The organism is Mesorhizobium album, from assembly GCF_033977205.1.
GTDB classification, from domain to species: Bacteria; Pseudomonadota; Alphaproteobacteria; order Rhizobiales; family Rhizobiaceae; genus Mesorhizobium; species Mesorhizobium album.
The window spans coordinates 81,407-99,296 of the sequence record NZ_JAVIIW010000025.1 but is presented as its reverse complement, the minus strand read 5'-3'; the positions used below and the strand labels follow the sequence as shown (position 1 = coordinate 99,296).

Sequence of the window (17,890 nt, the reverse complement as noted above, 5' to 3'; positions counted from 1 at the left end):
GCCGGACGACGGCTGGCGAACTACCTCAAGGTGATGACGCTGGAAGCGCAGACGATTGCCCGCGCCTGCGGCAAAAATCACCTGCACAATCTCGAGCCGGAAGATCTCTGCTCGCTTTCGATCGAGGCGGCGGCCATGGCCGGTGTACCGCTCGCGGGGACGACTTGGATACCGGGGCAGGGTGGCTTCTAAAACCGAAGATTGGGAGGAGTAGACAATGAACAAGGCCTTTGATGCCAAAATCGAGCAGTCTGAGGGGATTGATCTCCAGGAGTTCGCCAAGGCTCGCAACGTCAAATATTTCATGATCTCCTACACCGACCTGTTCGGCGGGCAGCGCGCCAAGTTGGTGCCGGCTCAGGCGATCGGCGACATGCAGAAGGACGGCGCCGGCTTTGCCGGCTTCGCAACCTGGCTCGATCTGACGCCGGCGCATCCCGACATGCTGGCGGTACCAGATCCCTCATCGGTCATCCAGCTGCCCTGGAAGCCGGATGTCGCCTGGCTTGCTTCGGACTGTCTGATGGAAGGCAAGGGCGTCGCCCAGGCGCCGCGCAACACTCTGAAGCGGCTCGTTGCTGAAGCCGCCAAGGAAGGCATGCGCGTGAAGACCGGCGTCGAGCCGGAATTCTTCCTCGTCACGCCCGACGGCAAGCAGATCAGTGACGAGTACGATACAGCGTCGAAATCCTGCTACGACCAGCAGGCTGTGATGCGCCGCTATGACGTTATCGCCGAAATCTGCGATGCCATGCTCGACCTTGGCTGGCAGCCCTACCAGAACGACCATGAGGACGCCAACGGCCAGTTCGAGATGAACTGGCAATTCGACGACGTCCTGGCGACCGCTGACAAGCACTCCTTCTTCAAGTTCATGGTCAAGTCGGTGGCGGAAAAGCATGGCCTTCGCGCGACCTTCATGCCGAAGCCCTTCCAGGGGCTGACCGGCAGCGGTTGCCATGCCCATATCTCGGTGTGGGACCTCAGTGGCAAAGCCAATGCCTTTGCCGACAAGAACATTGAGTTGGGTCTGTCGGAAAAGGGCAGGCACTTCCTTGGCGGCATCATGAAGCACGCCTCGGCACTTGCGGCGATCACCAACCCGACGGTCAATTCCTACAAGCGCATCAACGCGCCGCGTACGATCTCCGGCGCGACCTGGGCGCCGAACACGGTGACCTGGACCGGCAACAACCGCACCCACATGGTGCGCGTGCCTGGCCCCGGCCGCTTCGAGCTGCGCCTGCCCGACGGCGCCGCCAACCCCTACCTGATGCAAGCGGCCATCATCGCCGCTGGCCTCAGCGGCATCCGCACCGAGGCTGATCCGGGCCAACGCAGCGACATCGACATGTACAAGGACGGACACACCGTCACGCATGGCGCCAAGCTGCCGCTCAACCTGCTTGATGCGCTTCGCGCCTATGACGATGACGCCGAGCTGAAGGCTGCTATGGGCGAGGAATTCTCCGCTGCCTACATCAAGCTCAAGACCCAGGAGTGGAACTCCTACGCCTCGCACTTCACCCAGTGGGAGCGCGACCACACGCTCGACGTTTGAGCTGGTTTCCAGGGCCCCTAGCGCCCGATCTGCGGATTGGGCGCTGGCCGAACCAACTGACATTTCGCCGGAACACACGCGATGAAATATTCGATCTTTTCGCTCGCCAAGGCGGCATTGTCCGGACACAAGGGATGGACGCGGGCGTGGCGCGATCCGGCACCCAAGAGCCGCTATGACGTGGTGATCATCGGCGGCGGCGGTCATGGCCTGGCGACGGCCTACTTCCTTGCCCGCGAATACGGAATCCGAAACGTGGCGGTGCTGGAGAAGGGCTGGATCGGCTCCGGCAACGCCGGCCGCAACACCACCATCATCCGCTCCAATTACGGCCTGCCCGGCAATGTCGGCTTTTACGAGTTGTCGATGAAGCTGTGGGAACGCATGGAGCAGGACCTCAACTACAACACCATGGTCAGCCAGCGCGGCATCATCAACCTCTATCATTCCGACGCACAGCGCGATGCGTTTGCCCGGCGCGGCAACACAATGCGCATCAATGGCATAGACGCCGAGCTCCTCGACGCGGTGCAGATCCGCAAGGAACTGCCGTTCCTGAACTACGACAATCCCCGCTTCCCGATCATGGGTGGCCTCTTGCAGCGTCGCGCAGGCACCGCCCGCCATGACGCGGTCGTCTGGGGCTATGCGCGTGCCGCCAATGATCGCGGCGTCGACATCATCCAGAATTGCGAGGTCACCGGCTTCGTGCGCGACGCCAACGGCAAGGTGATCGGCGTCGAGACCACCCGCGGCAGGATCGACGCCGGCAAGGTCGGCATGGCGGTCGCGGGGTCCTCGTCACGCGTCGCCGCGATGGCCGGACTGCGCCTGCCGATCGAAAGCCACGTGCTGCAGGCCTTCGTCTCCGAAGCGATCAAGCCGCTGATCCCGGGTGTCATCACTTTCGGCGCCGGCCACTTCTATGTCAGCCAGTCCGACAAGGGCGGGCTGGTCTTCGGCGGCGATCTCGACGGCTACAATTCCTATGCTCAACGGGGCAACCTGCCGGTCATGGAGGATGTCTGCGAGGGCGGCATGGCCATCATGCCGATGATCGGCCGCGTGCGCATGCTGCGGCAGTGGGGCGGCATCATGGACATGTCGATGGACGGTTCGCCGATCATCGACAAGAGCCCGGTCGATGGCCTCTATCTCAACGCCGGTTGGTGCTACGGCGGCTTCAAGGCGACACCGGCATCGGGTCTTGTCTTTGCTCATCTCCTGGCGCGCGACGAGCCGCATCCGGAGGCAGCACTCTTCCGCCTCGACCGATTCCGTCGCGGCGCGATGATCGATGAAAAGGGCCAGGGCGCCCAGCCGAACCTTCACTGAAAGCGAGTCTGGCGGAATGCGAATTGCATGTCCTTTCTGCGGTGAACGCGAAAACGGCGAATTCACCTATCTTGGCGATGCCTCGCCTAAGCGGCCCAACTTCGCTGTCGATGGCGGGGAGAGCCCTGAGCGCGTCGAGGATGCGTTCTACGACTACGTCTATCTGCGCGACAACGTCGCGGGCGTCATGCGCGAGTATTGGTACCATGGCGGCGGCTGCCGCTCCTGGCTTGTGGCCGAGCGCAATACCATCACTCATGAGTTCATTTCCGTGACGGCGGCTCCGGGTGCGGGCGCTGCCTTGGCGGTGCGGGCAGGAGAATGACCATGTCTGGCTATTCGCAATCCGAGCCGCTCGCCAGGACAGCGCCGATGGAGGCCAGCGTCCGCAAAGGGGCTACGCCCGTTAGCCAGTCGCATCGGCTGCCTGGTGACGGCATCATCGACCGCCGGTCGCCGCTCCAGTTTTCATTTGACGGCAAGACCATGACCGGGTTTGCCGGGGACACGCTGGCTTCCGCGCTCGTCGCCAACGGCGTCAAGCTCGTGGGGCGGTCGTTCAAGTATCACCGCCCGCGCGGCATCGTCACCGCCGGCTCGGAGGAGCCGAGCGCGCTTGTCGAGATGCGCACCGGCGCCCGGCGCGAGCCGAACACGCGTGCGACCACGCAGGAACTCTATGACGGATTGATCGCGAACAGCCAGAACCGCTGGCCGTCACTGCGGCGCGACTTGATGTCGATCAACCAGTTGTTCGCCCCGATCTTCGTCGCCGGCTTCTACTACAAGACTTTCATGTGGCCGGCGAAGTTCTGGGAAGCGATCTACGAGCCGATGATCCGCCGCGCTGCAGGCCTCGGCAAGAGCGCCGAATTGCCGGACCCGGACCACTACGACAAGGCCTGGGCCCATTGCGATGTGCTCGTGGTCGGTGCCGGTCCCGCCGGCCTGTCGGCGGCGCTTGCTGCCGGCCGCGCCGGGTCGCGCGTCATTCTCGTTGAAGAAGATACCCTGATTGGTGGCCGTCTGCTCAGTGACGGCGGCGAGATCGATGGCCTGGATGCCAGGGAATGGCTGCGTGGCGCGGCTCGCGAACTCGTTTCTTTGCCCAATGTTCGTATCATGACCAGGACGGCCCTGTTCGGCGTCTATGACGGTGGCACCTACGCAGCGCTCGAGCGCGTCAGCGACAACGTTGCTATGCCGGATCGTCATCAGGTGCGGCAGCGAATTTGGCGCATCATTGCCAAGCGGTCGGTGGTGACCGCCGGCGCGATTGAGCGGCCGATCGTTTTCTCTGGCAATGATCGGCCGGGCGTGATGATGGCATCCGCCGTCCGCACCTATGTCAATCGTTTTGCGGCTCTGCCAGGTAAGCGTGTAGCGTTGTTTACCAACAATGATGATGGCTGGCGCACGGTCGAAACTATCGAGCGGGCCGGCGCTCACGTCGTGGCGGTAATCGACCCTCGCCATGAGGTGCCGGCGCAATACCAGAGGCTTGTCGATACTTACGATCTGCGCGTGCTCGCCGGGGTCGTCTCTGACGTCAAGGGTGGCGTTGACGGTGTGCGCAGCATTGTCGTGACCAACGACAGGAATGGCCTAACGCAGCGCATCGATACGGACTGCCTTGCTGTTTCGGGAGGGTGGAATCCGAATGTCGGTCTGTCATGCTTCCATCGTGGCAAGCCGACCTGGCGCGAGGATATCGCGGCCTTCGTGCCGGGCAACGCGCCGAAGGGGATGGCGACGGCCGGTGCTGCCAATGGTGAGCTCTCACTCGGCGCCTGCCTTCGCGAAGGGCATGGCGCGGGTGCTAGGGCGGCCGCCGAATGCGGTGCTGCCGGCAAACCGGGAGAGGCATCGAAAGCCGACGAAGAGGTCTATGCCATCGCGCCGCTCTGGCATGTCAAAGGCAAGGGCAAGGCCTTCGTCGACTTCCAGCACGACGTTACCGCATCCGACGTGACGCTGGCGCAGCGGGAAGGCTTCGAGAGCGTCGAGCATCTGAAACGCTACACCACGCTCGGCATGGCGACTGACCAGGGCAAGACGTCCAACATCAACGGCCTCGCCATCATGGCGGAGGCGACCGGCCGCACGATCCCGGAAACCGGCACGACGATCTACCGTCCGCCATACGCGCCAGTCGCCATCGGCGCTTTCGCCGGTCACCACCGCGATGAGAATTTCCATGCCACGCGGCTGACGCCGTCGCATCATTGGGCGGCCAAACAGGGTGCCGTCTTTGTCGACACTGGCCTCTGGAAGCGCGCGCAATGGTATCCGCGCGCTGGCGAGAAAGACTGGTTGGAATCGGTCACCCGCGAAGTGCTGGCCGTGCGCAACGGTGTCGGCTTCTGCGACGTGTCGACGCTCGGCAAGGTCGACGTTCGCGGCGCCGACGCCGGCGTCTTCCTTGATCGCGTCTATATCAATGCTTTCTCGTCGCTCGCGGTGGGCAAGGCGCGTTATGGCCTGATGCTGCGCGAAGACGGCATCGTGATGGACGATGGCACGACCTCGCGTCTGGCCGAAGACCATTACTTCCTGACCACGACCACGGCCAAGGCCGGTCCGGTGATGCAGCATCTCGAATTCTGCCGGCAGGTGCTGTTCCCGGAGCTCGACGTGCAACTGACCAGCGCCACCGACCAGTGGGCGCAGTTCTCTATCGCGGGGCCGAACACGCGCAAGCTGCTGCAGGCTCTGGCCGATCCGTCGGAGGATCTTACCAACGAGGGCTTCCCGTTCATGGGCGCCCGGGAGGTCAAGCTGCGCGGAGGTGTGACCGCACGCCTGTTCCGCATCTCGTTCTCAGGCGAAATGGCCTTCGAGATCTCGGTGCCGGCGCGCTATGGCGCGGCGATGGCCGAAAACCTGATGATCGCTGGCAGGCCCTATGGGGTGACGCCCTATGGCACCGAAGCGCTTGGGGTCATGCGTATCGAAAAAGGGCATGTCGCCGGTCCCGAGCTCAACGGCACAACCACGGTCGATGACCTCGGCCTCGGCAAGATGATGTCCAAGAAGAAGGACTTCATCGGCCGCGTGATGGCCGGGCGAGAGGCATTGACGGCTCCGAACCGGCAGGTCGTTGTCGGCATAAAGCCGGTCGACCGGACACGCCGCCTGCGTTCTGGCGCTCATGTCATTCCCAAGAGAGCAGTCCCAGGCCCGCAAACAGACCAAGGCTACGTCACATCGGTCTGCTTCTCGCCGATGCTCGACCAGTGGATTGGCCTTGGCCTGGTCGAGCGCGGCCGCGAGCGCATCGGCGAGATTGTGAGGATAACCGATCCTCTGCGAACCGAGGACTACGAGGCCGAGATCTGCAGCCCGGTCTTCTACGACCCCGAAGGAGTGCGCCAGCGTGGCTGATTTTTCCTGGAACACCCAATCACCGTTGCAACAGGCGCTTGTTCCCGGTCGCCATGGTGGGGCCGGCACTCACATGGGCGTCACTCTCGAGGAGGTGCGCGGCGTCAGCCTGGTTCAGGTCATGGCCCGGCGCGGCAGAACGGCCGAGACGATCAAGGCTGCCAAGAAACTGTTTAACGTCGAGCCGCCGGATACCCCTAGAGCGGTTAGCGGCCGGAACGCCACTTTGATATGGTCAGGTCCCGACCAGTTCATAGTTCTTTCTGCACGACAGACAGACGATCAATTTGCCAGACTGACGGAGGCTTTTGCTGGCGTCGCGTCACTCTCCGATCAGTCAGACGGACGCTGTCTGATCCGGATTGCCGGATCCGGCGCCCGTCAGGCGCTGGCGAAGTTCTCGTCCCTGGATCTTCATGATTCGGTTTTTCCTGCGGGTGCGGCCGCGACCACCGCGGTTGACCACTCTGCGGTGAATTTCTGGCGCGAGCCTGGCAGTGTAGATGAGAACGCTGTCTTCAACATGCTCGTTTTCACCAGCTTCGCCGACAGCCTTTGGCACACGATTTTGGACTCCTGCCTCGAATATGGGGTTCAGGCATCGGTGGCTCACGCCGCATAGCAGCTCATCCGCCGAGCCAACGGCATGCCACCGACCACGCTCCGGCGCCATATCGCAGTCCTGGTGGATTGCGGTCTGATCATCCGCCGCGACAGCCCGAACGGCAAGCGGTTTGCCAGGAAAGGGCAGGGTGGTGCCATCGAGCAGGCCTACGGTTTCGATCTGTCGCCGATCCTGGCGCGCGCCGAGGAGTTTCGCGCGCTCGCTGAGGCGGTTGCCGCCGAGCGCAAGGCGTTCCGCCTAGTCAAGGAGAGGCTGACGATCTGCCGGCGCGACGTGGTCAAGATGATCGATGCCGGCATCAACGAAAGTGTTCCGGGTGACTGGCGGGGTTTTCTGCGCCGCTATGAAGCTATTATTGCCCGGCTGCCACGGACTGCACCTAGGCAGGTCCTAGAAGCCATGGCATCCGACCTCGAAGACCTTTGGGTCGACGTGCATCAGACGTTGGAAACATTCGTAAAATCACAGAATCCGGACGCCAATGAGTCCCATTCTGGATACCACATACAAAATTCAAACCCAGATCATAATCCTATCGGTGAATCTGAAAATGGCTCCGGAAACAAGAGTGAAGCCGGCCGCGACGCCGAGCATACCGACAATGTGCGCAGTCTGCCACACCGGGATGTGCCCTTGGGAATGGTGCTGAGCGCCTGCCCCGAAATCGCGAACTACACGCGGGGGACACAAATCCGGACCTGGCGGGACTTTGCCGCCGCAGCCGACAGGGCGCGGCCGACTATCGGGGTCAGCCCAAGCGCCTGGCAGGAGGCCGTAGAGGTCATGGGCTCGCAGAATGCGTCGATTGCCCTGGCCGCGATCCTGCAGCGTGCCGAGCATATCCGCAGCTGCGGCGGCTATCTGCGGGATCTCACTGAAAAAGCGCGGGCGCAGAAATTCTCAGTGTGGCCGATGATCACCGCGTTGCTCAATGCCAGGGTCGGGGCGCTGGAGAAGGCTGCGGCCGGGAAAGGGGCGGAGGACTCCCCGGTAGCGCAAGGGAGCGCGGCGGGTACCGCGGGCAGCTCGCTCGATATCAGCGGTGCGCTGCGCGACAGCATGAAGAAAAAGGGCTGGTAGCCGTGTCCCGGTCACTCCGCGGCTGTGTCGACAACCATGATCAGCAGGCCCTTGTCGAGGATCTCCACCCAGCGCGGCCATCCTCGCCTGGTCGCAGCCGCAATCTAGGCGAGGACCTGGGAGCGCGCGCTCACGCTTCGCCGAGCAACTCCCGGCCTACATCCTGGAGCGGCATCGTCTCGACGCCATGCTGAAGCGGGAAACGTTCCGATCCCGGAAAGACAACGATGCGCCGCTGCGGCGAAAGGTCCTCGCACGCCTGATAGAAGCCTCTTTCCACCTTCGGCGTCAGGCTTCGCTTGATTTCGATGGCCCAGAGACGCTGGCGCGGCAAGGTGAGCAGTAGATCGATCTCCGCGCCCGCGGCTGTGCGGTAGAAGTGGCTTTGCGTGCCGGCAGGGGCGGTCGCGGTAAGGGTTTCGATCACGAAGCCTTCCCAGGAGGCGCCAGCGACCGGATGTCCAAGCACGTCTTCCTGCGTGGCAAGACCAAGCAGCGCATGGGTGATGCCGCTGTCGCGGACATAAACGCGCGGAGATTTGACCAGGCGCTTGCCGGCATTGGCGTGCCAGGGTTCCAGCCGGCGAACCAAGAGAAGATCGACGAGCAGGTCGAGATAGGACGCGACTGTCTTGCCATCGACGCCGAGCGAGCGGGCGAACTCGGCGGCGTTGAGCAGGCCGGCCTGGTGGTGCGCCAGCATGGTCCAGAAGCGGCGCAGTGTCTCGGCCGGGATGCGCGGCCCCAGCAGCGGGATGTCGCGCTCAAGATAGGTGCGGATGAAATCCAGTCGCCAGCGCTGGCTGACGCGGTCGCTGGTGGCCAGAAAACTGTCGGGAAAACCGCCGCGTACCCAAAGCTTGGACAGGTCTGCAACGTCGACTTCGAGGCCGTCGATCGGATGCATCTCGAGATAGGCAATGCGGCCGGCAAGGGTCTCGCCCGACTGCTTGAGGAGATCGATCGACGCCGATCCCAGCAACAGGAAGCGGCCGGTCGTGCGGCCGCGACGCCGGCCGCGGTCGATCAGCCCGCGCAGGTTCTGAAACAGGTTCGGCAACCGATGAACCTCATCCAGGATGACCAGCTTGTCCTCATGCTCGGCCAGATAAAGCTCCGGCTCGTCAAGCTTGGCCCGGTCGGCGTCGGATTCGAGGTCGAGATAGATCGAGGGCCTTTGCTCGGCTATCGTCAACGCGAGGGTCGTCTTGCCGACCTGACGGGGACCGAGCAAGGCCACGGCAGGCGTGCTGTCCAGCAGCTCGGAGAGTTGGGTCGTGATGCGGCGCGTAATCATCCTTGCAATTATGGAATTGAAATCCAATTTTGCAAGGATAATCGATCTTTCGCGCTGCTTGGACGTTGGCGGAGCAGGGGAGGGGTGTTTTTTACAATCCGGACGCCTTGGTCAGGTTGACCCTGAACCGGTCGCGCCGGCGCTGGTATTTGCGTGTCATTTCGGCCGAGGCATGGCCGAGCTGCTTTTGCACATAGCGCTCGTCAACCTCGGCCGAGGACGCCAGGCCAGATCGTAACGAGTGTCCGGCAAACATTATGCCGCGTTCGCCTTCCGGCAGGTCGCCACGCACGCCGGCGGCCAGCGCGGTGCGCTTGACCAGGCGCGCGACCTCCTGGTCGGCGAGCCGTTCGGCGCCGACGGCCTTGCCCTGGCCGGTCACGCGGCGAAACAGCGGACCGTGGGCGATACGCGCGAGCTTGAGCCAGGTCTCCAATGCTACGACCGGGCAGGTCGCGTCGGCCGAGCCGCGCCCGACTTCGACCTCCCGCCAACCCGTCTTGCCGCGCAGGGTCACCAGCAGGCCCTTCTCCAGGACCTCGATCCAGCCGTGGCCGTCCTCGGTCTGGTCGCGGCCGCAATCCAGGCCAACGATCTCGGAGCGGCGCAGGCCGCCGGCAAAGCCGAGGAGCAGCATGGCGCGGTCGCGCAAGCCGCGCAGCGAGCCGCGCTCGAGCGTTTCCAGCATGGCGATCAGATCCTCCGGCAGCAGCGCCTCCTTCTGCCGGGGCGGGGCGGCGTGCTTGTTGCGAATGCCGGCCATCACCGTGGCGATATGCCGGTCTTTTCTGTCCAAGGGCTGACCGCGTTGCGAAAAATTCCAGGTCAGCGACGAGAGCCGGCGCTCGATCGTCGACACTGAGTTTGGCTTCCTGTCGCCGGTCACCGTGCCCGACGCTTGAGCCGTGATGTAGAGCCCGACGACTTGCGGATCGGGCGGAAACATCTCGAGGCCTTGACGCCGGCACCAGCTCGCAAAATGCCTCCAGTCGGCGGCGTAGGCGCGGCGGGTGTTGGCCGAGCTCGCCGCCTCGACATAGTCACGCGCGCGATCGGCGAGCGCGTCGAGATGCGCCGGCAGGCGCGGATTGGCGACGGCCGGAAGGGGAGGGGAGAGGTCGTCGGCAGGGGGGGTCTCTGGTGCGCGGCCCATCGCCATCACGAGCTCGACGATGTCGGGCAGCTCGTCGGCCCCCGGCGCAGCGGGCTCGGCCGACAGCCGCGCGTCCGAAACAGCGTCTACCACCCTTCTGCTGCGGGACGGTCCGGAGGGTCGCGCGACGCGATTTTGGGGCTTCTGCTCGCTGAAAACGGCCATTTCTCATATAAAGACGAAAACGAATGATAAGGCAACATTATCATTCGTTTTAAGCTGACGACAGGCTGTGCGTTTTAGGCCGATATCGATGGCTAAAAGCGCACGGCCACTTTACCCTCAAGATCATGATTCGCCTTGATCCCGCGACCGCCAGTCCCGCCGCCGCGCCGCCCACCGTCCCGGCCTGGGCGCTCGCCGCCGGCGCCCCCAGCGATGCCGACGCCGCTTTCCGGGCCGGCGCCGCCTTGGGTGCGCTCGACACCCTCGCCGGCGCGCAACCTGCCTGGGCTGGCGCCTGGCGCCAGCGGCTGGCGCTCAACTGCGCCGTCGCCAGCATGCGGCTCGCCGGCCGTGCCGAGGGCGAAGGCGCCCTGCGCGATGCCTGGCAGCTTTGCCCGGCCGGCGCCGATCCCGGTCCCGCCGGCGCCATTTTTGCCGCCTGGCGGCAGTTGGCCGGGCAACACCCCGTTGCCACCCCCGAACGGCTCGAAAAGATCGCCGGCCAGCTTGGCTTTCATTGGGACGAGGCCGCGGTCGCCGACCTATGCGCGGAGATCGAAAAACTCAGGGCATCCCAGCGGCCGGCGCCGTTTGCCGCTGCGGCAATCGCCGCTCACACCGTCGCCATGCGGCCCGATGCCGAGCTTTTGGCGTGGTGGCTCGCCGACTTGGTGCTGGCGCAAAGCCTGCGCTGGCCGCGGCCGCTGCCGCTCGCGATGGCACAGGCCTTTGGATCGTCGTTCCGCGCCGAGGCCGGCGGCAAGCGCATCCGACCCGGTGAAAAAGGTTTTGAGCGGGCGGTCTGCGTTGCGCTGGTTCAAGCGGCGGCCGACGCCTGCCGGCTGGCCGCCGAGTTGTCGCGCCGGGCCGAAAAGCTCCTGGCGGTGGCGCCGAAACTGCGCGCCAAGGGCGCCGGCGACGTTATTTTTATGCTGCTCAACGAAGATGCCGTCTCCGGATCGCTGACGACGAAAAACCTGTCGCGTTTCGCGGCGCGCCGCCTGTTCGACAGGCTGCAGCAGCTCGAGGCCGTGCGCGAGCTGTCGGGCCGCGCCAGCTTCCGGCTGTTTGGGCTGTAGCGATGAGCCAAGCCTCCGTCCGCCGCAAGCCTGACGATCAGCCGGCGCTGCTCGACACCGAGCTCGAGCACCTGCCGCCGGAACTGCGCTGGCGCGAGTGGATGGGCCGCGTCGAAGCGGTAATCTTTGCGGCCAGCGAACCGGTGGCGCGCGAGGTGCTAGCGCGGGTGGTGGGAAGAAGCTGCAACATCGATCTGATCATCGAAGACATTCGCGCCGAGCTCGCCGGCCGCCCTTACGAACTGGTCGCGGTCGCCGGGGGCTGGCAGCACCGGACGAAGAAAGCCTTTGGCGACGTCATCCACGCCGCCTTCGGAACGCCCGCGGGGCAGAGGACAAAAGAGCTGTCGCAGTCGGAGGCGCTTGTGCTGATGTGCATTGCCTATTTCCAGCCGATCACCCGCGGCGAGCTGTCCTCCTTCTTCGGCAAGGAGGTGTCGCGCGACCTGATCGGCGTGCTGCGCGCGCAGGACCTTATTGCCTCGGGACCGCGCAGCCCGCAGCCGGGCGTGCCCTACACCTATCTGACGACCAAGAACTTCCTGTCGCAGTTCGGGCTCGACACGCTGCGCCAGCTGCCGGATTTCGAGGCGCTGGAGGATGCAGGATTGCTGTCGAAGGAGAAGCTGCTGGCGGGCGACATCATGCCCGCGTTTTCTTCCAACCATCAAAACGCCGATCCAGAGATCGAGGACTAAATAGCCCCTGACGCGTAACAGCCGATGGTGGCTTGTCTGTCCGAAGCGTATCGGCCTTCGGTGACGCCGCAGGGGATGGGATTTGAGCGGAGACGAACCGCGTGCTCCGACTACGAAGGAAAATCCCATGAGCCGATCGACTAGAGGCGCCCCTCGCAACCATCCCGATCGCGTGAGGATGGCGTGGGGCAGGATGACATGGACCACTTCGCCCCTGGATAGCGGTGTCTCGCAACGCCCCAGGTCGGAAGCGAGGTCCTCTTCCGCTGAGCTACTCCACGATCTGATTACGCTTCATTGTTCACGACAGTTTTGGCTTCTTGCGACGCAACCGGTCTGACCGGTCCTGGGCCGCTTTCTTCATCTCGGCTGCCTTTTCCAGAGCAATCGGCCTGACGGTTTCGATCAGGCCGTCGAAGTGGTTGCTTCGCCCGAAAAAGAGACTTGTTAATACGAATTGTCGATTGGACGAAGCTTTCTATGTGCAAGCGATAAGACCTCGTCCCCCCGTCCGGACAGTCGCCCGAGGTATTGACATGTGTGCTATGCACACACATAGTTTCTATGACGATCAATTCGAGATTGATTGCGGCAGCCGTTGGAGGTCGGGCAATCGGTCGCGTTACCATTTTTGCGAGGTGACTCATGGATTTTACAGCTGACGTGCTTCATCGGCTCGAAAAGAACGCGAAGGCGGCAGCCGGCGTTTCGAAAAAGGTCGCCGACAAAGAGCTGAAAAAAATCGGGATACTTACCCCTAAGGGTAAGTTGGCATCGCCCTACCGGAACGAAAAGCCTAAAGCCCGCCCGAAAGCGAAAGTGGCTTAGAAACGCCTCAAAGGGCCTCTTTTGAGCTTACGGTAGGCGGAAAACCCCTTTTATGCAGTCGGGGTTCCGAATGCAGATTTGGATATGGCTTTTTTTGAAGAAGCCTGACCCATCGTAAAGTGCGCCGCCCTCTTGGTAGAGACCACGCAAGCTGTCGGCAGGCGGGTAGTTGATGTCTTCGATCATTTTATGCAAAGTCATGACTACAGCGCAATCCCGTCGCCTCAGCAGCGCATCCGTCCCACCCTCGTTGATCGGCACGGGGTTGCCGCTGGAGGCGGACAAAGATACCAATTTATCATACGCTTGGCTCAGCGCCTGAAGGCTTTGCTCATTGAGGGTATCGATGCAGTTTCCCAAGGTCAGGGCCGCCCCCACGACCATCGGTTTCTTTACGCGCCCCCATTTCACTTGCTGGTGAGCAAAGCTCAATGCGCGCTCTGGGTTCGCCTCCCAGAAGTAGATGCCGTGACCGAGCCAATCGTAGTCGTTCTCGCTCGGCTCAAACTTGTTTCCGGCAAGAATCTTCTCACCGACCGCTTCGTCGCAGCCATGATAGCCCAGTAGGAGGTTGGTGCTGAGTGCGTGATACATGCCAATCGTAGTTCCGTACGTTCTTCGCTGGCCTTCCCCCCAGGACCCCGCTCGGTCAACATCAGGCGACCGGGTGTGGTCATGTCAAGGATAAGCCCCCTCCTAGGGCGTCAAATGCAGAGCGCCTACTTTAGAAAATTCATCTGCAAACCCTACTGCGCCAGCTTCGGCCTTCGCCGCGGCTTGTCTGCCGAAGCATGGCCATCAATTTGCGGCTCGACCGTCACGTCGCAAGCACTTTCCTGATGTCGAACTGCGGGTCGCCGAGCGCGTCCTGGCCGCCATAATGGGGACAGACACCGGCAATGTTCATGTACTGCGGCCGCTGGCTCGGAGTCACCGTCTGCTGATTGCCGTCCAGTTCGAGCCAGCTGTAGGGCTCGCGAGCAGGCAGCCAAGGTGTGAGCATTTTCATGAAAGCGCCGACGGCAAGGCTTGCCAGGGTTCCGTTGGTCCATACTACTTGCGGATTGACGCCGGCGGCGCCATACCTGTTCTCCTCAATGGCAAGATTTTCTGGTGTCAAGAACCCGAGGCAGTGCATGCAAGGCTGCCCTGGAAGGCTTACGATCATCTGCCCGGCGACTGCGAAGTGCCCGTCGGCCACCTGGGTGATGTCCATGCCGATGTCGATTAATGGCACGGCGAAGCGGCGCGCCGCGCGTTCGAGATAATCACGCTGCTGGTAACCATCCACGCATCCGAAAATCACATGCGCGTCGCGGATTAGGTGATCGGATTCTTGCCACGTCGTGTCCGCCGAGAGGACCTCAGCCCAGGGACGTATGCCCCTGATCAGACGCGTCGCGATGTCAATTTTCTTGGTCCCGGCGACAATGTCGCTCTCGGTTCCGCCGACAAGCCGGTTCAAGTTGCTGGCCTCCATGGCGTCCGGATCGATAAGTCGGAAATGGCCGACGCCCGCATGAGCCAACTGTTGGGCGATATGAGACCCGCCGCCGCCGAGTCCGGCGATCGCCACGCGCACATTGGCAAGGAGTTGCTCAGCCGCGGGCCCGAGGAAGCTTTGGCGTGAAAAGTCTCTATCCGCCGTCATATGTAAAACTCCGTGCTGCCGTCGCGGGCGGCCCTATCAATCACCAGGCGGGGGCCGATGGTGCTGAACTCATCGATCTTCACCACCCGCTCAGGCGACAGCCAAACGCGTCCCGCCGCAGTTTTCGGGTTCAGGACGATCGCGCCATGCGGCATTTGCGGGCAGACCTTGAAGAAGTCAGGCACGAACTTAAGCTGCTCACGTAGGTCGATCCCGCTAAACCAAAGGTGCCTTGAAAGCCCGTGCATATGGGTGTGGAACACGCCGACACCCTTCAGAAGGGCCAGTTCAAGTGCCTTGCGGAGTGCTTCTGACCCAATCATGGCCCCTACCGACGAATCTCTCACATAGTCGTCGTCAGCGACCGGGTAGTAGTCCTCGGCAATCAAGGTGACTCCCTCCGCGCCTTCGGTAGCGCGGACCGTGATGAACCCGACGCGTTCATGAGCAAAGGCGTGACGACGCTCGAGGTCAGCGCGGACACGAGACAGAAACGCTTCCGTTGCGCGGAAAGTGACCCTCAGGGCAGGTACCGCTGAAGGCGCCGAGGAGGTCAGCGGCTTGTCGACGGCCGCTGGCTTTCCGAAAGCCGTCTGATAGAGCCAGAGCAGGAACTTCTTCATGATCAAGCCGCCTTATCACTGGCCAGCGGCGCAAGGTGCGCCGCCAGGATTTCATGATACGGCAGGGCAGAGCTGACGTCCCGCCATGAAAACGAGTGCCAATAGCGTCCGAGCAAAGGCACGTTCGTTTCGTTCCAATTGACTGGCCCGCCTACGTTCTCCGCCATGTACAATTTCGTCGGATAGGTCGGATTATTATGGTTCAGGCAGAGCACCGCATCCGTGACGCGCACCTGGTCGCCCACCCAAAGGCGCAACTGCCCCATGAAAATCAAATTTCGCCACCCTTCGGTCTTGAAGCTGACTTCACCAGAGCAGAGTTCACGGATTTGACTCAATCCGTCAGGAGGCTCGCCTCCCTCTTCGACGCTGTTGATGCTCATGACGAACCTCCGGTGCGAGCATGGCTCATAAAGCGCGACCCCTCGCGCACGGTGACGGTGCTAGCATCATCGAGGTCTTTAAGGCCGTTCGGCGTGATTTCGGCGAGGATCTTGGCGGGGTCGACGCCGACCTCGGCCTTCAATTCGCTGACGATCCACTGGCCGCCGCGGACGCGCCTCTGCGCATTATCGACGAGGATAGTGACTTTATCGTCGCCGTGGCCAGGGTTGCCGCCGCCGTGACCGGGATTGCCGTCACCGCCGCCGTGGCCTGGGTTGCCACCATTGCCGCGGCCGGAGTGGTCTCCGGCGTCGGAGTGGCCTTTGCCCTTCTCTTCGTCCTGATCGCTCATGTTAGTTCTCCTTGATCCCGAGGCTCACGCGGTATACAGTTTCTCAACTTGAAATACGTATATACCTAGTTTTTATAAGTGTCAATGGGGTGATCCATATGAACGAGCCGGATGTCCGCTGGACCGTGGCCCAGCGCTACGAATTCATGGAATGGCGCATTTACTGGACGGGTTCGGTCAACCGCAAAGACCTCGAGACGAAGTTCCAGATCTCGTCGCCGCAGGCTTCGGTCGACTTCCGGACCTATCAGGAGATCGCCCCCGGCAACATCGAATACGACGCGTCGGAAAAGTCCTATGTGAAGACTCGGAATTTCCGCCCGGTTTTCCTGACGCTGTCCCCAGAACGCTATCTGGCACAGCTACGCGCCATTGAGTCGGGCGCGACGCGCCTGGCTGACACCTGGTTCGAAAAGACGCCGCCGGTGGAAACCATTCCGGAAATGTCACGGGGACCTGAGGCTTATGTTCTCCGAGCGGTGATCGACGCGATCGAGACGCGCTCCCAAATCGACATTTTTTACCAGTCGCTGAGCCGAACAGGCCGGAGAACGATATGCCCTCATGCGCTGGTGTACGACGGGTCACGTTGGCATTGTCGAGCGTTCTCGGTCGACCGTCAGGAATTCAGGGACTATGTGCTCGGGCGGATCCTTTCGTTCTGGCCGCCGGAGCCCTGTGACGTTGATCCTGCGGATGACCTGGAGTGGTCGACGGAGTTTGTTCTTAGGATCAAGGCCCATCCAGGCCTTGATGCGGAGCAGCGGGCCGCCATCGAGCACGATTTCCGTCTTGAGGGCGGCGAGCGCAAGCTGAAGATGCGGCTTGCGGTGGCCTTCTATTTCGTAAAGCGCCACAACCTCGACCTGCAAGCCAATCAGGACGTGCCCGCGTCACGCATCCAGCTATGGCTGGAAAACCTGGAAGAGCTGAACAAGGAGATAGCGTCTGCGAAAGAGCGCTCCAGGCGGCTCATTGCGGGTCGGTCGCCGGCGCCGTGATGTCAGCAAGAGCGGTGTGTTGTCGATTCGGCCTCGACCGAGAAAGCTGAGGTTGTCGAAGCTCAGGGATTCTCGGAGAGACCGATGCGGCGCGGTCATACGGGGTGACGGCGAAGGTGGCAAGGCACTGGGTGAAGCGCTTCCGGATTGAGGGAAGCGCCGGCATGCTCGACCATTCCTCGCGAAGCGTATTCCGATGAAGCCGGGCCATGGATTCTGATTTGAAGCCGGCCGGTTTTCGGTCTGATCCTGGGACGTGTCATTCGTCTTCATCGCTGCGATCGATGGCCGCGTCTATGCCCGCCATGGCACCACCGCCGAAACTCGACTGTTTTACGTCTCACACGCCTGCTCGCCGGCGCATGGCATCGAGCGGCCAGCATCGGCATCAAGGTGCTGCGCGTGATGACCGACAACGGGTCCTGCTACAGGTCGAAAGCCTTCGCCAAGGCTGCCGCAAGCTTGGCCTCAAGCACATTCGCACCAAACCCTACACGCCCAAGACCAACGGCAAGGCCGAGCGCTTCATCCAGACCGCGCTGCGCGAATGGGCTTACGCTGTCTCGAGGCGTGCCATCCCCATGGCGAGCGGTGTGCCAACGATGACCAATCGGCGGCGCAGCAAATCCTCGGTACCTTCAGTTGAGCCCGTCCGGACACCCTGTGGCAAGCAC

The 17,890-nt window shown here is 62.6% G+C and carries 18 protein-coding genes and 2 pseudogenes; 13 read left to right on the top strand and 7 right to left on the bottom strand.

The window, feature by feature from the left end; genetic code table 11:
* The 7 genes and pseudogenes from RFN28_RS21080 to repC form a co-directional block, all read left to right on the top strand.
* Positions 1–192 (top strand): annotated as a pseudogene (locus RFN28_RS21080) (FMN-binding glutamate synthase family protein); the annotation flags it as partial.
* A 25-nt stretch (positions 193–217) separates the two neighbouring features.
* Positions 218–1,561, top strand: coding sequence for a type III glutamate--ammonia ligase (gene glnT / locus RFN28_RS21075; RefSeq protein WP_320289149.1), 1,344 nt, complete (start codon positions 218–220; stop codon positions 1,559–1,561).
* An 81-nt stretch (positions 1,562–1,642) separates the two neighbouring features.
* Positions 1,643–2,896 carry a sarcosine oxidase subunit beta family protein gene (locus RFN28_RS21070; RefSeq protein WP_320289148.1) on the top strand — a complete coding sequence of 418 codons (1,254 nt, stop codon included), beginning with the start codon at positions 1,643–1,645 and terminating at the stop codon, positions 2,894–2,896.
* 16 nt (positions 2,897–2,912) lie between these two features.
* Positions 2,913–3,221, top strand: a complete 309-nt coding sequence (locus tag RFN28_RS21065) for a sarcosine oxidase subunit delta (RefSeq protein ID WP_320289147.1) — start codon at positions 2,913–2,915, stop codon at positions 3,219–3,221.
* Positions 3,222–3,268: 47 nt separating this feature from the next.
* The gene (locus RFN28_RS21060) at positions 3,269–6,280 is read left to right on the top strand and encodes a sarcosine oxidase subunit alpha family protein (protein ID WP_320289151.1); all 3,012 of its coding nucleotides are present in this window, start codon (positions 3,269–3,271) and stop codon (positions 6,278–6,280) included.
* Complete coding sequence (locus RFN28_RS21055) at positions 6,273–6,902, top strand: sarcosine oxidase subunit gamma (protein WP_320289146.1); 630 nt, start codon at positions 6,273–6,275, stop codon at positions 6,900–6,902. Before RFN28_RS21060 ends, RFN28_RS21055 begins: the two co-directional genes overlap by 8 nt.
* Positions 6,903–6,908: 6 nt before the next feature.
* Positions 6,909–7,985 carry a plasmid replication protein RepC gene (gene repC / locus RFN28_RS21050; RefSeq protein WP_320289150.1) on the top strand — a complete coding sequence of 359 codons (1,077 nt, stop codon included), beginning with the start codon at positions 6,909–6,911 and terminating at the stop codon, positions 7,983–7,985.
* 130 nt (positions 7,986–8,115) lie between these two features.
* Here repC and RFN28_RS21045 read toward each other — a convergent pair whose 3' ends face one another.
* Together RFN28_RS21045 and RFN28_RS21040 are read right to left on the bottom strand one after the other, a co-directional pair.
* A complete protein-coding gene (locus RFN28_RS21045; protein WP_320289145.1) occupies positions 8,116–9,282 on the bottom strand; it encodes an ATP-binding protein in 1,167 nt (388 codons plus the stop codon).
* Between the two features lie 91 nt (positions 9,283–9,373).
* Positions 9,374–10,600: a site-specific integrase gene (locus tag RFN28_RS21040; RefSeq protein ID WP_320289144.1), complete on the bottom strand. Its 1,227-nt coding sequence runs from the start codon at positions 10,598–10,600 to the stop codon at positions 9,374–9,376.
* Between the two features lie 125 nt (positions 10,601–10,725).
* On the opposite strand from RFN28_RS21040, the gene RFN28_RS21035 reads away from it, so the two are divergent.
* The 3 genes from RFN28_RS21035 (at position 10,726) to RFN28_RS21025 (ending at position 13,205) form a co-directional block, all read left to right on the top strand.
* On the top strand, positions 10,726–11,679 hold the full coding sequence (locus tag RFN28_RS21035; protein WP_320222783.1) for a DUF1403 family protein: 954 nt from the start codon (positions 10,726–10,728) through the stop codon (positions 11,677–11,679).
* 2 nt (positions 11,680–11,681) lie between these two features.
* Positions 11,682–12,377, top strand: a complete 696-nt coding sequence (gene scpB, locus RFN28_RS21030; RefSeq protein WP_320222782.1) for an SMC-Scp complex subunit ScpB — start codon at positions 11,682–11,684, stop codon at positions 12,375–12,377.
* 645 nt (positions 12,378–13,022) lie between these two features.
* A complete protein-coding gene (locus RFN28_RS21025; RefSeq protein WP_320222781.1) occupies positions 13,023–13,205 on the top strand; it encodes a hypothetical protein in 183 nt (60 codons plus the stop codon).
* A gap of 27 nt (positions 13,206–13,232) precedes the next feature.
* On the opposite strand, the gene RFN28_RS21020 is transcribed toward RFN28_RS21025, so the two are convergent.
* The 5 genes from RFN28_RS21020 to RFN28_RS21000 form a co-directional block, all read right to left on the bottom strand.
* Positions 13,233–13,799: a hypothetical protein gene (locus RFN28_RS21020; protein WP_320222780.1), complete on the bottom strand. Its 567-nt coding sequence runs from the start codon at positions 13,797–13,799 to the stop codon at positions 13,233–13,235.
* A 223-nt stretch (positions 13,800–14,022) separates the two neighbouring features.
* On the bottom strand, positions 14,023–14,856 hold the full coding sequence (locus tag RFN28_RS21015) for a HesA/MoeB/ThiF family protein (RefSeq protein WP_320222779.1): 834 nt from the start codon (positions 14,854–14,856) through the stop codon (positions 14,023–14,025).
* Positions 14,853–15,479, bottom strand: coding sequence for a hypothetical protein (locus RFN28_RS21010; RefSeq protein ID WP_320222778.1), 627 nt, complete (start codon positions 15,477–15,479; stop codon positions 14,853–14,855). Before RFN28_RS21010 ends, RFN28_RS21015 begins: the two co-directional genes overlap by 4 nt.
* A gap of 2 nt (positions 15,480–15,481) precedes the next feature.
* A complete protein-coding gene (locus RFN28_RS21005) occupies positions 15,482–15,862 on the bottom strand; it encodes a hypothetical protein (RefSeq protein WP_320222777.1) in 381 nt (126 codons plus the stop codon).
* Positions 15,859–16,215 (bottom strand): hypothetical protein, encoded by a 357-nt coding sequence (locus RFN28_RS21000; protein ID WP_320222776.1) that lies wholly within the window; start codon positions 16,213–16,215, stop codon positions 15,859–15,861. The genes RFN28_RS21005 and RFN28_RS21000 overlap by 4 nt, the downstream gene beginning before the upstream one ends.
* Positions 16,216–16,313: 98 nt before the next feature.
* On the opposite strand from RFN28_RS21000, the gene RFN28_RS20995 reads away from it, so the two are divergent.
* The 3 genes and pseudogenes from RFN28_RS20995 to RFN28_RS20985 all read left to right on the top strand — a co-directional run.
* Positions 16,314–17,216 carry a WYL domain-containing protein gene (locus RFN28_RS20995; protein WP_320222775.1) on the top strand — a complete coding sequence of 301 codons (903 nt, stop codon included), beginning with the start codon at positions 16,314–16,316 and terminating at the stop codon, positions 17,214–17,216.
* A gap of 68 nt (positions 17,217–17,284) precedes the next feature.
* Positions 17,285–17,416, top strand: a complete 132-nt coding sequence (locus RFN28_RS20990; RefSeq protein ID WP_320222823.1) for a leucine zipper domain-containing protein — start codon at positions 17,285–17,287, stop codon at positions 17,414–17,416.
* 193 nt (positions 17,417–17,609) lie between these two features.
* A pseudogene (locus tag RFN28_RS20985) lies at positions 17,610–17,776 on the top strand (integrase core domain-containing protein); the annotation flags it as partial.
* Between the last annotated feature and the right edge of the window lie 114 nt (positions 17,777–17,890).

What these genes read in the sequence shown, in the direction of transcription:
- glnT (WP_320289149.1), top strand. Translation starts at nt 218, where the DNA reads ATGAACAAGGCCTTTGATGCCAAAATCGAGCAGTCTGAGGGGATTGAT.
- RFN28_RS21070 (WP_320289148.1), top strand. Translation starts at nt 1,643, where the DNA reads ATGAAATATTCGATCTTTTCGCTCGCCAAGGCGGCATTGTCCGGACAC.
- RFN28_RS21065 (WP_320289147.1), top strand. Translation starts at nt 2,913, where the DNA reads ATGCGAATTGCATGTCCTTTCTGCGGTGAACGCGAAAACGGCGAATTC.
- RFN28_RS21060 (WP_320289151.1), top strand. Translation starts at nt 3,269, where the DNA reads ATGGAGGCCAGCGTCCGCAAAGGGGCTACGCCCGTTAGCCAGTCGCAT.
- RFN28_RS21045 (WP_320289145.1), bottom strand. Translation starts at nt 9,282, where the DNA reads ATGATTACGCGCCGCATCACGACCCAACTCTCCGAGCTGCTGGACAGC.
- RFN28_RS21040 (WP_320289144.1), bottom strand. Translation starts at nt 10,600, where the DNA reads ATGGCCGTTTTCAGCGAGCAGAAGCCCCAAAATCGCGTCGCGCGACCC.
- RFN28_RS21035 (WP_320222783.1), top strand. Translation starts at nt 10,726, where the DNA reads ATGATTCGCCTTGATCCCGCGACCGCCAGTCCCGCCGCCGCGCCGCCC.
- scpB (WP_320222782.1), top strand. Translation starts at nt 11,682, where the DNA reads ATGAGCCAAGCCTCCGTCCGCCGCAAGCCTGACGATCAGCCGGCGCTG.
- RFN28_RS21025 (WP_320222781.1), top strand. Translation starts at nt 13,023, where the DNA reads ATGGATTTTACAGCTGACGTGCTTCATCGGCTCGAAAAGAACGCGAAG.
- RFN28_RS21020 (WP_320222780.1), bottom strand. Translation starts at nt 13,799, where the DNA reads ATGTATCACGCACTCAGCACCAACCTCCTACTGGGCTATCATGGCTGC.
- RFN28_RS21015 (WP_320222779.1), bottom strand. Translation starts at nt 14,856, where the DNA reads ATGACGGCGGATAGAGACTTTTCACGCCAAAGCTTCCTCGGGCCCGCG.
- RFN28_RS21010 (WP_320222778.1), bottom strand. Translation starts at nt 15,479, where the DNA reads ATGAAGAAGTTCCTGCTCTGGCTCTATCAGACGGCTTTCGGAAAGCCA.
- RFN28_RS21005 (WP_320222777.1), bottom strand. Translation starts at nt 15,862, where the DNA reads ATGAGCATCAACAGCGTCGAAGAGGGAGGCGAGCCTCCTGACGGATTG.
- RFN28_RS21000 (WP_320222776.1), bottom strand. Translation starts at nt 16,215, where the DNA reads ATGAGCGATCAGGACGAAGAGAAGGGCAAAGGCCACTCCGACGCCGGA.
- RFN28_RS20995 (WP_320222775.1), top strand. Translation starts at nt 16,314, where the DNA reads ATGAACGAGCCGGATGTCCGCTGGACCGTGGCCCAGCGCTACGAATTC.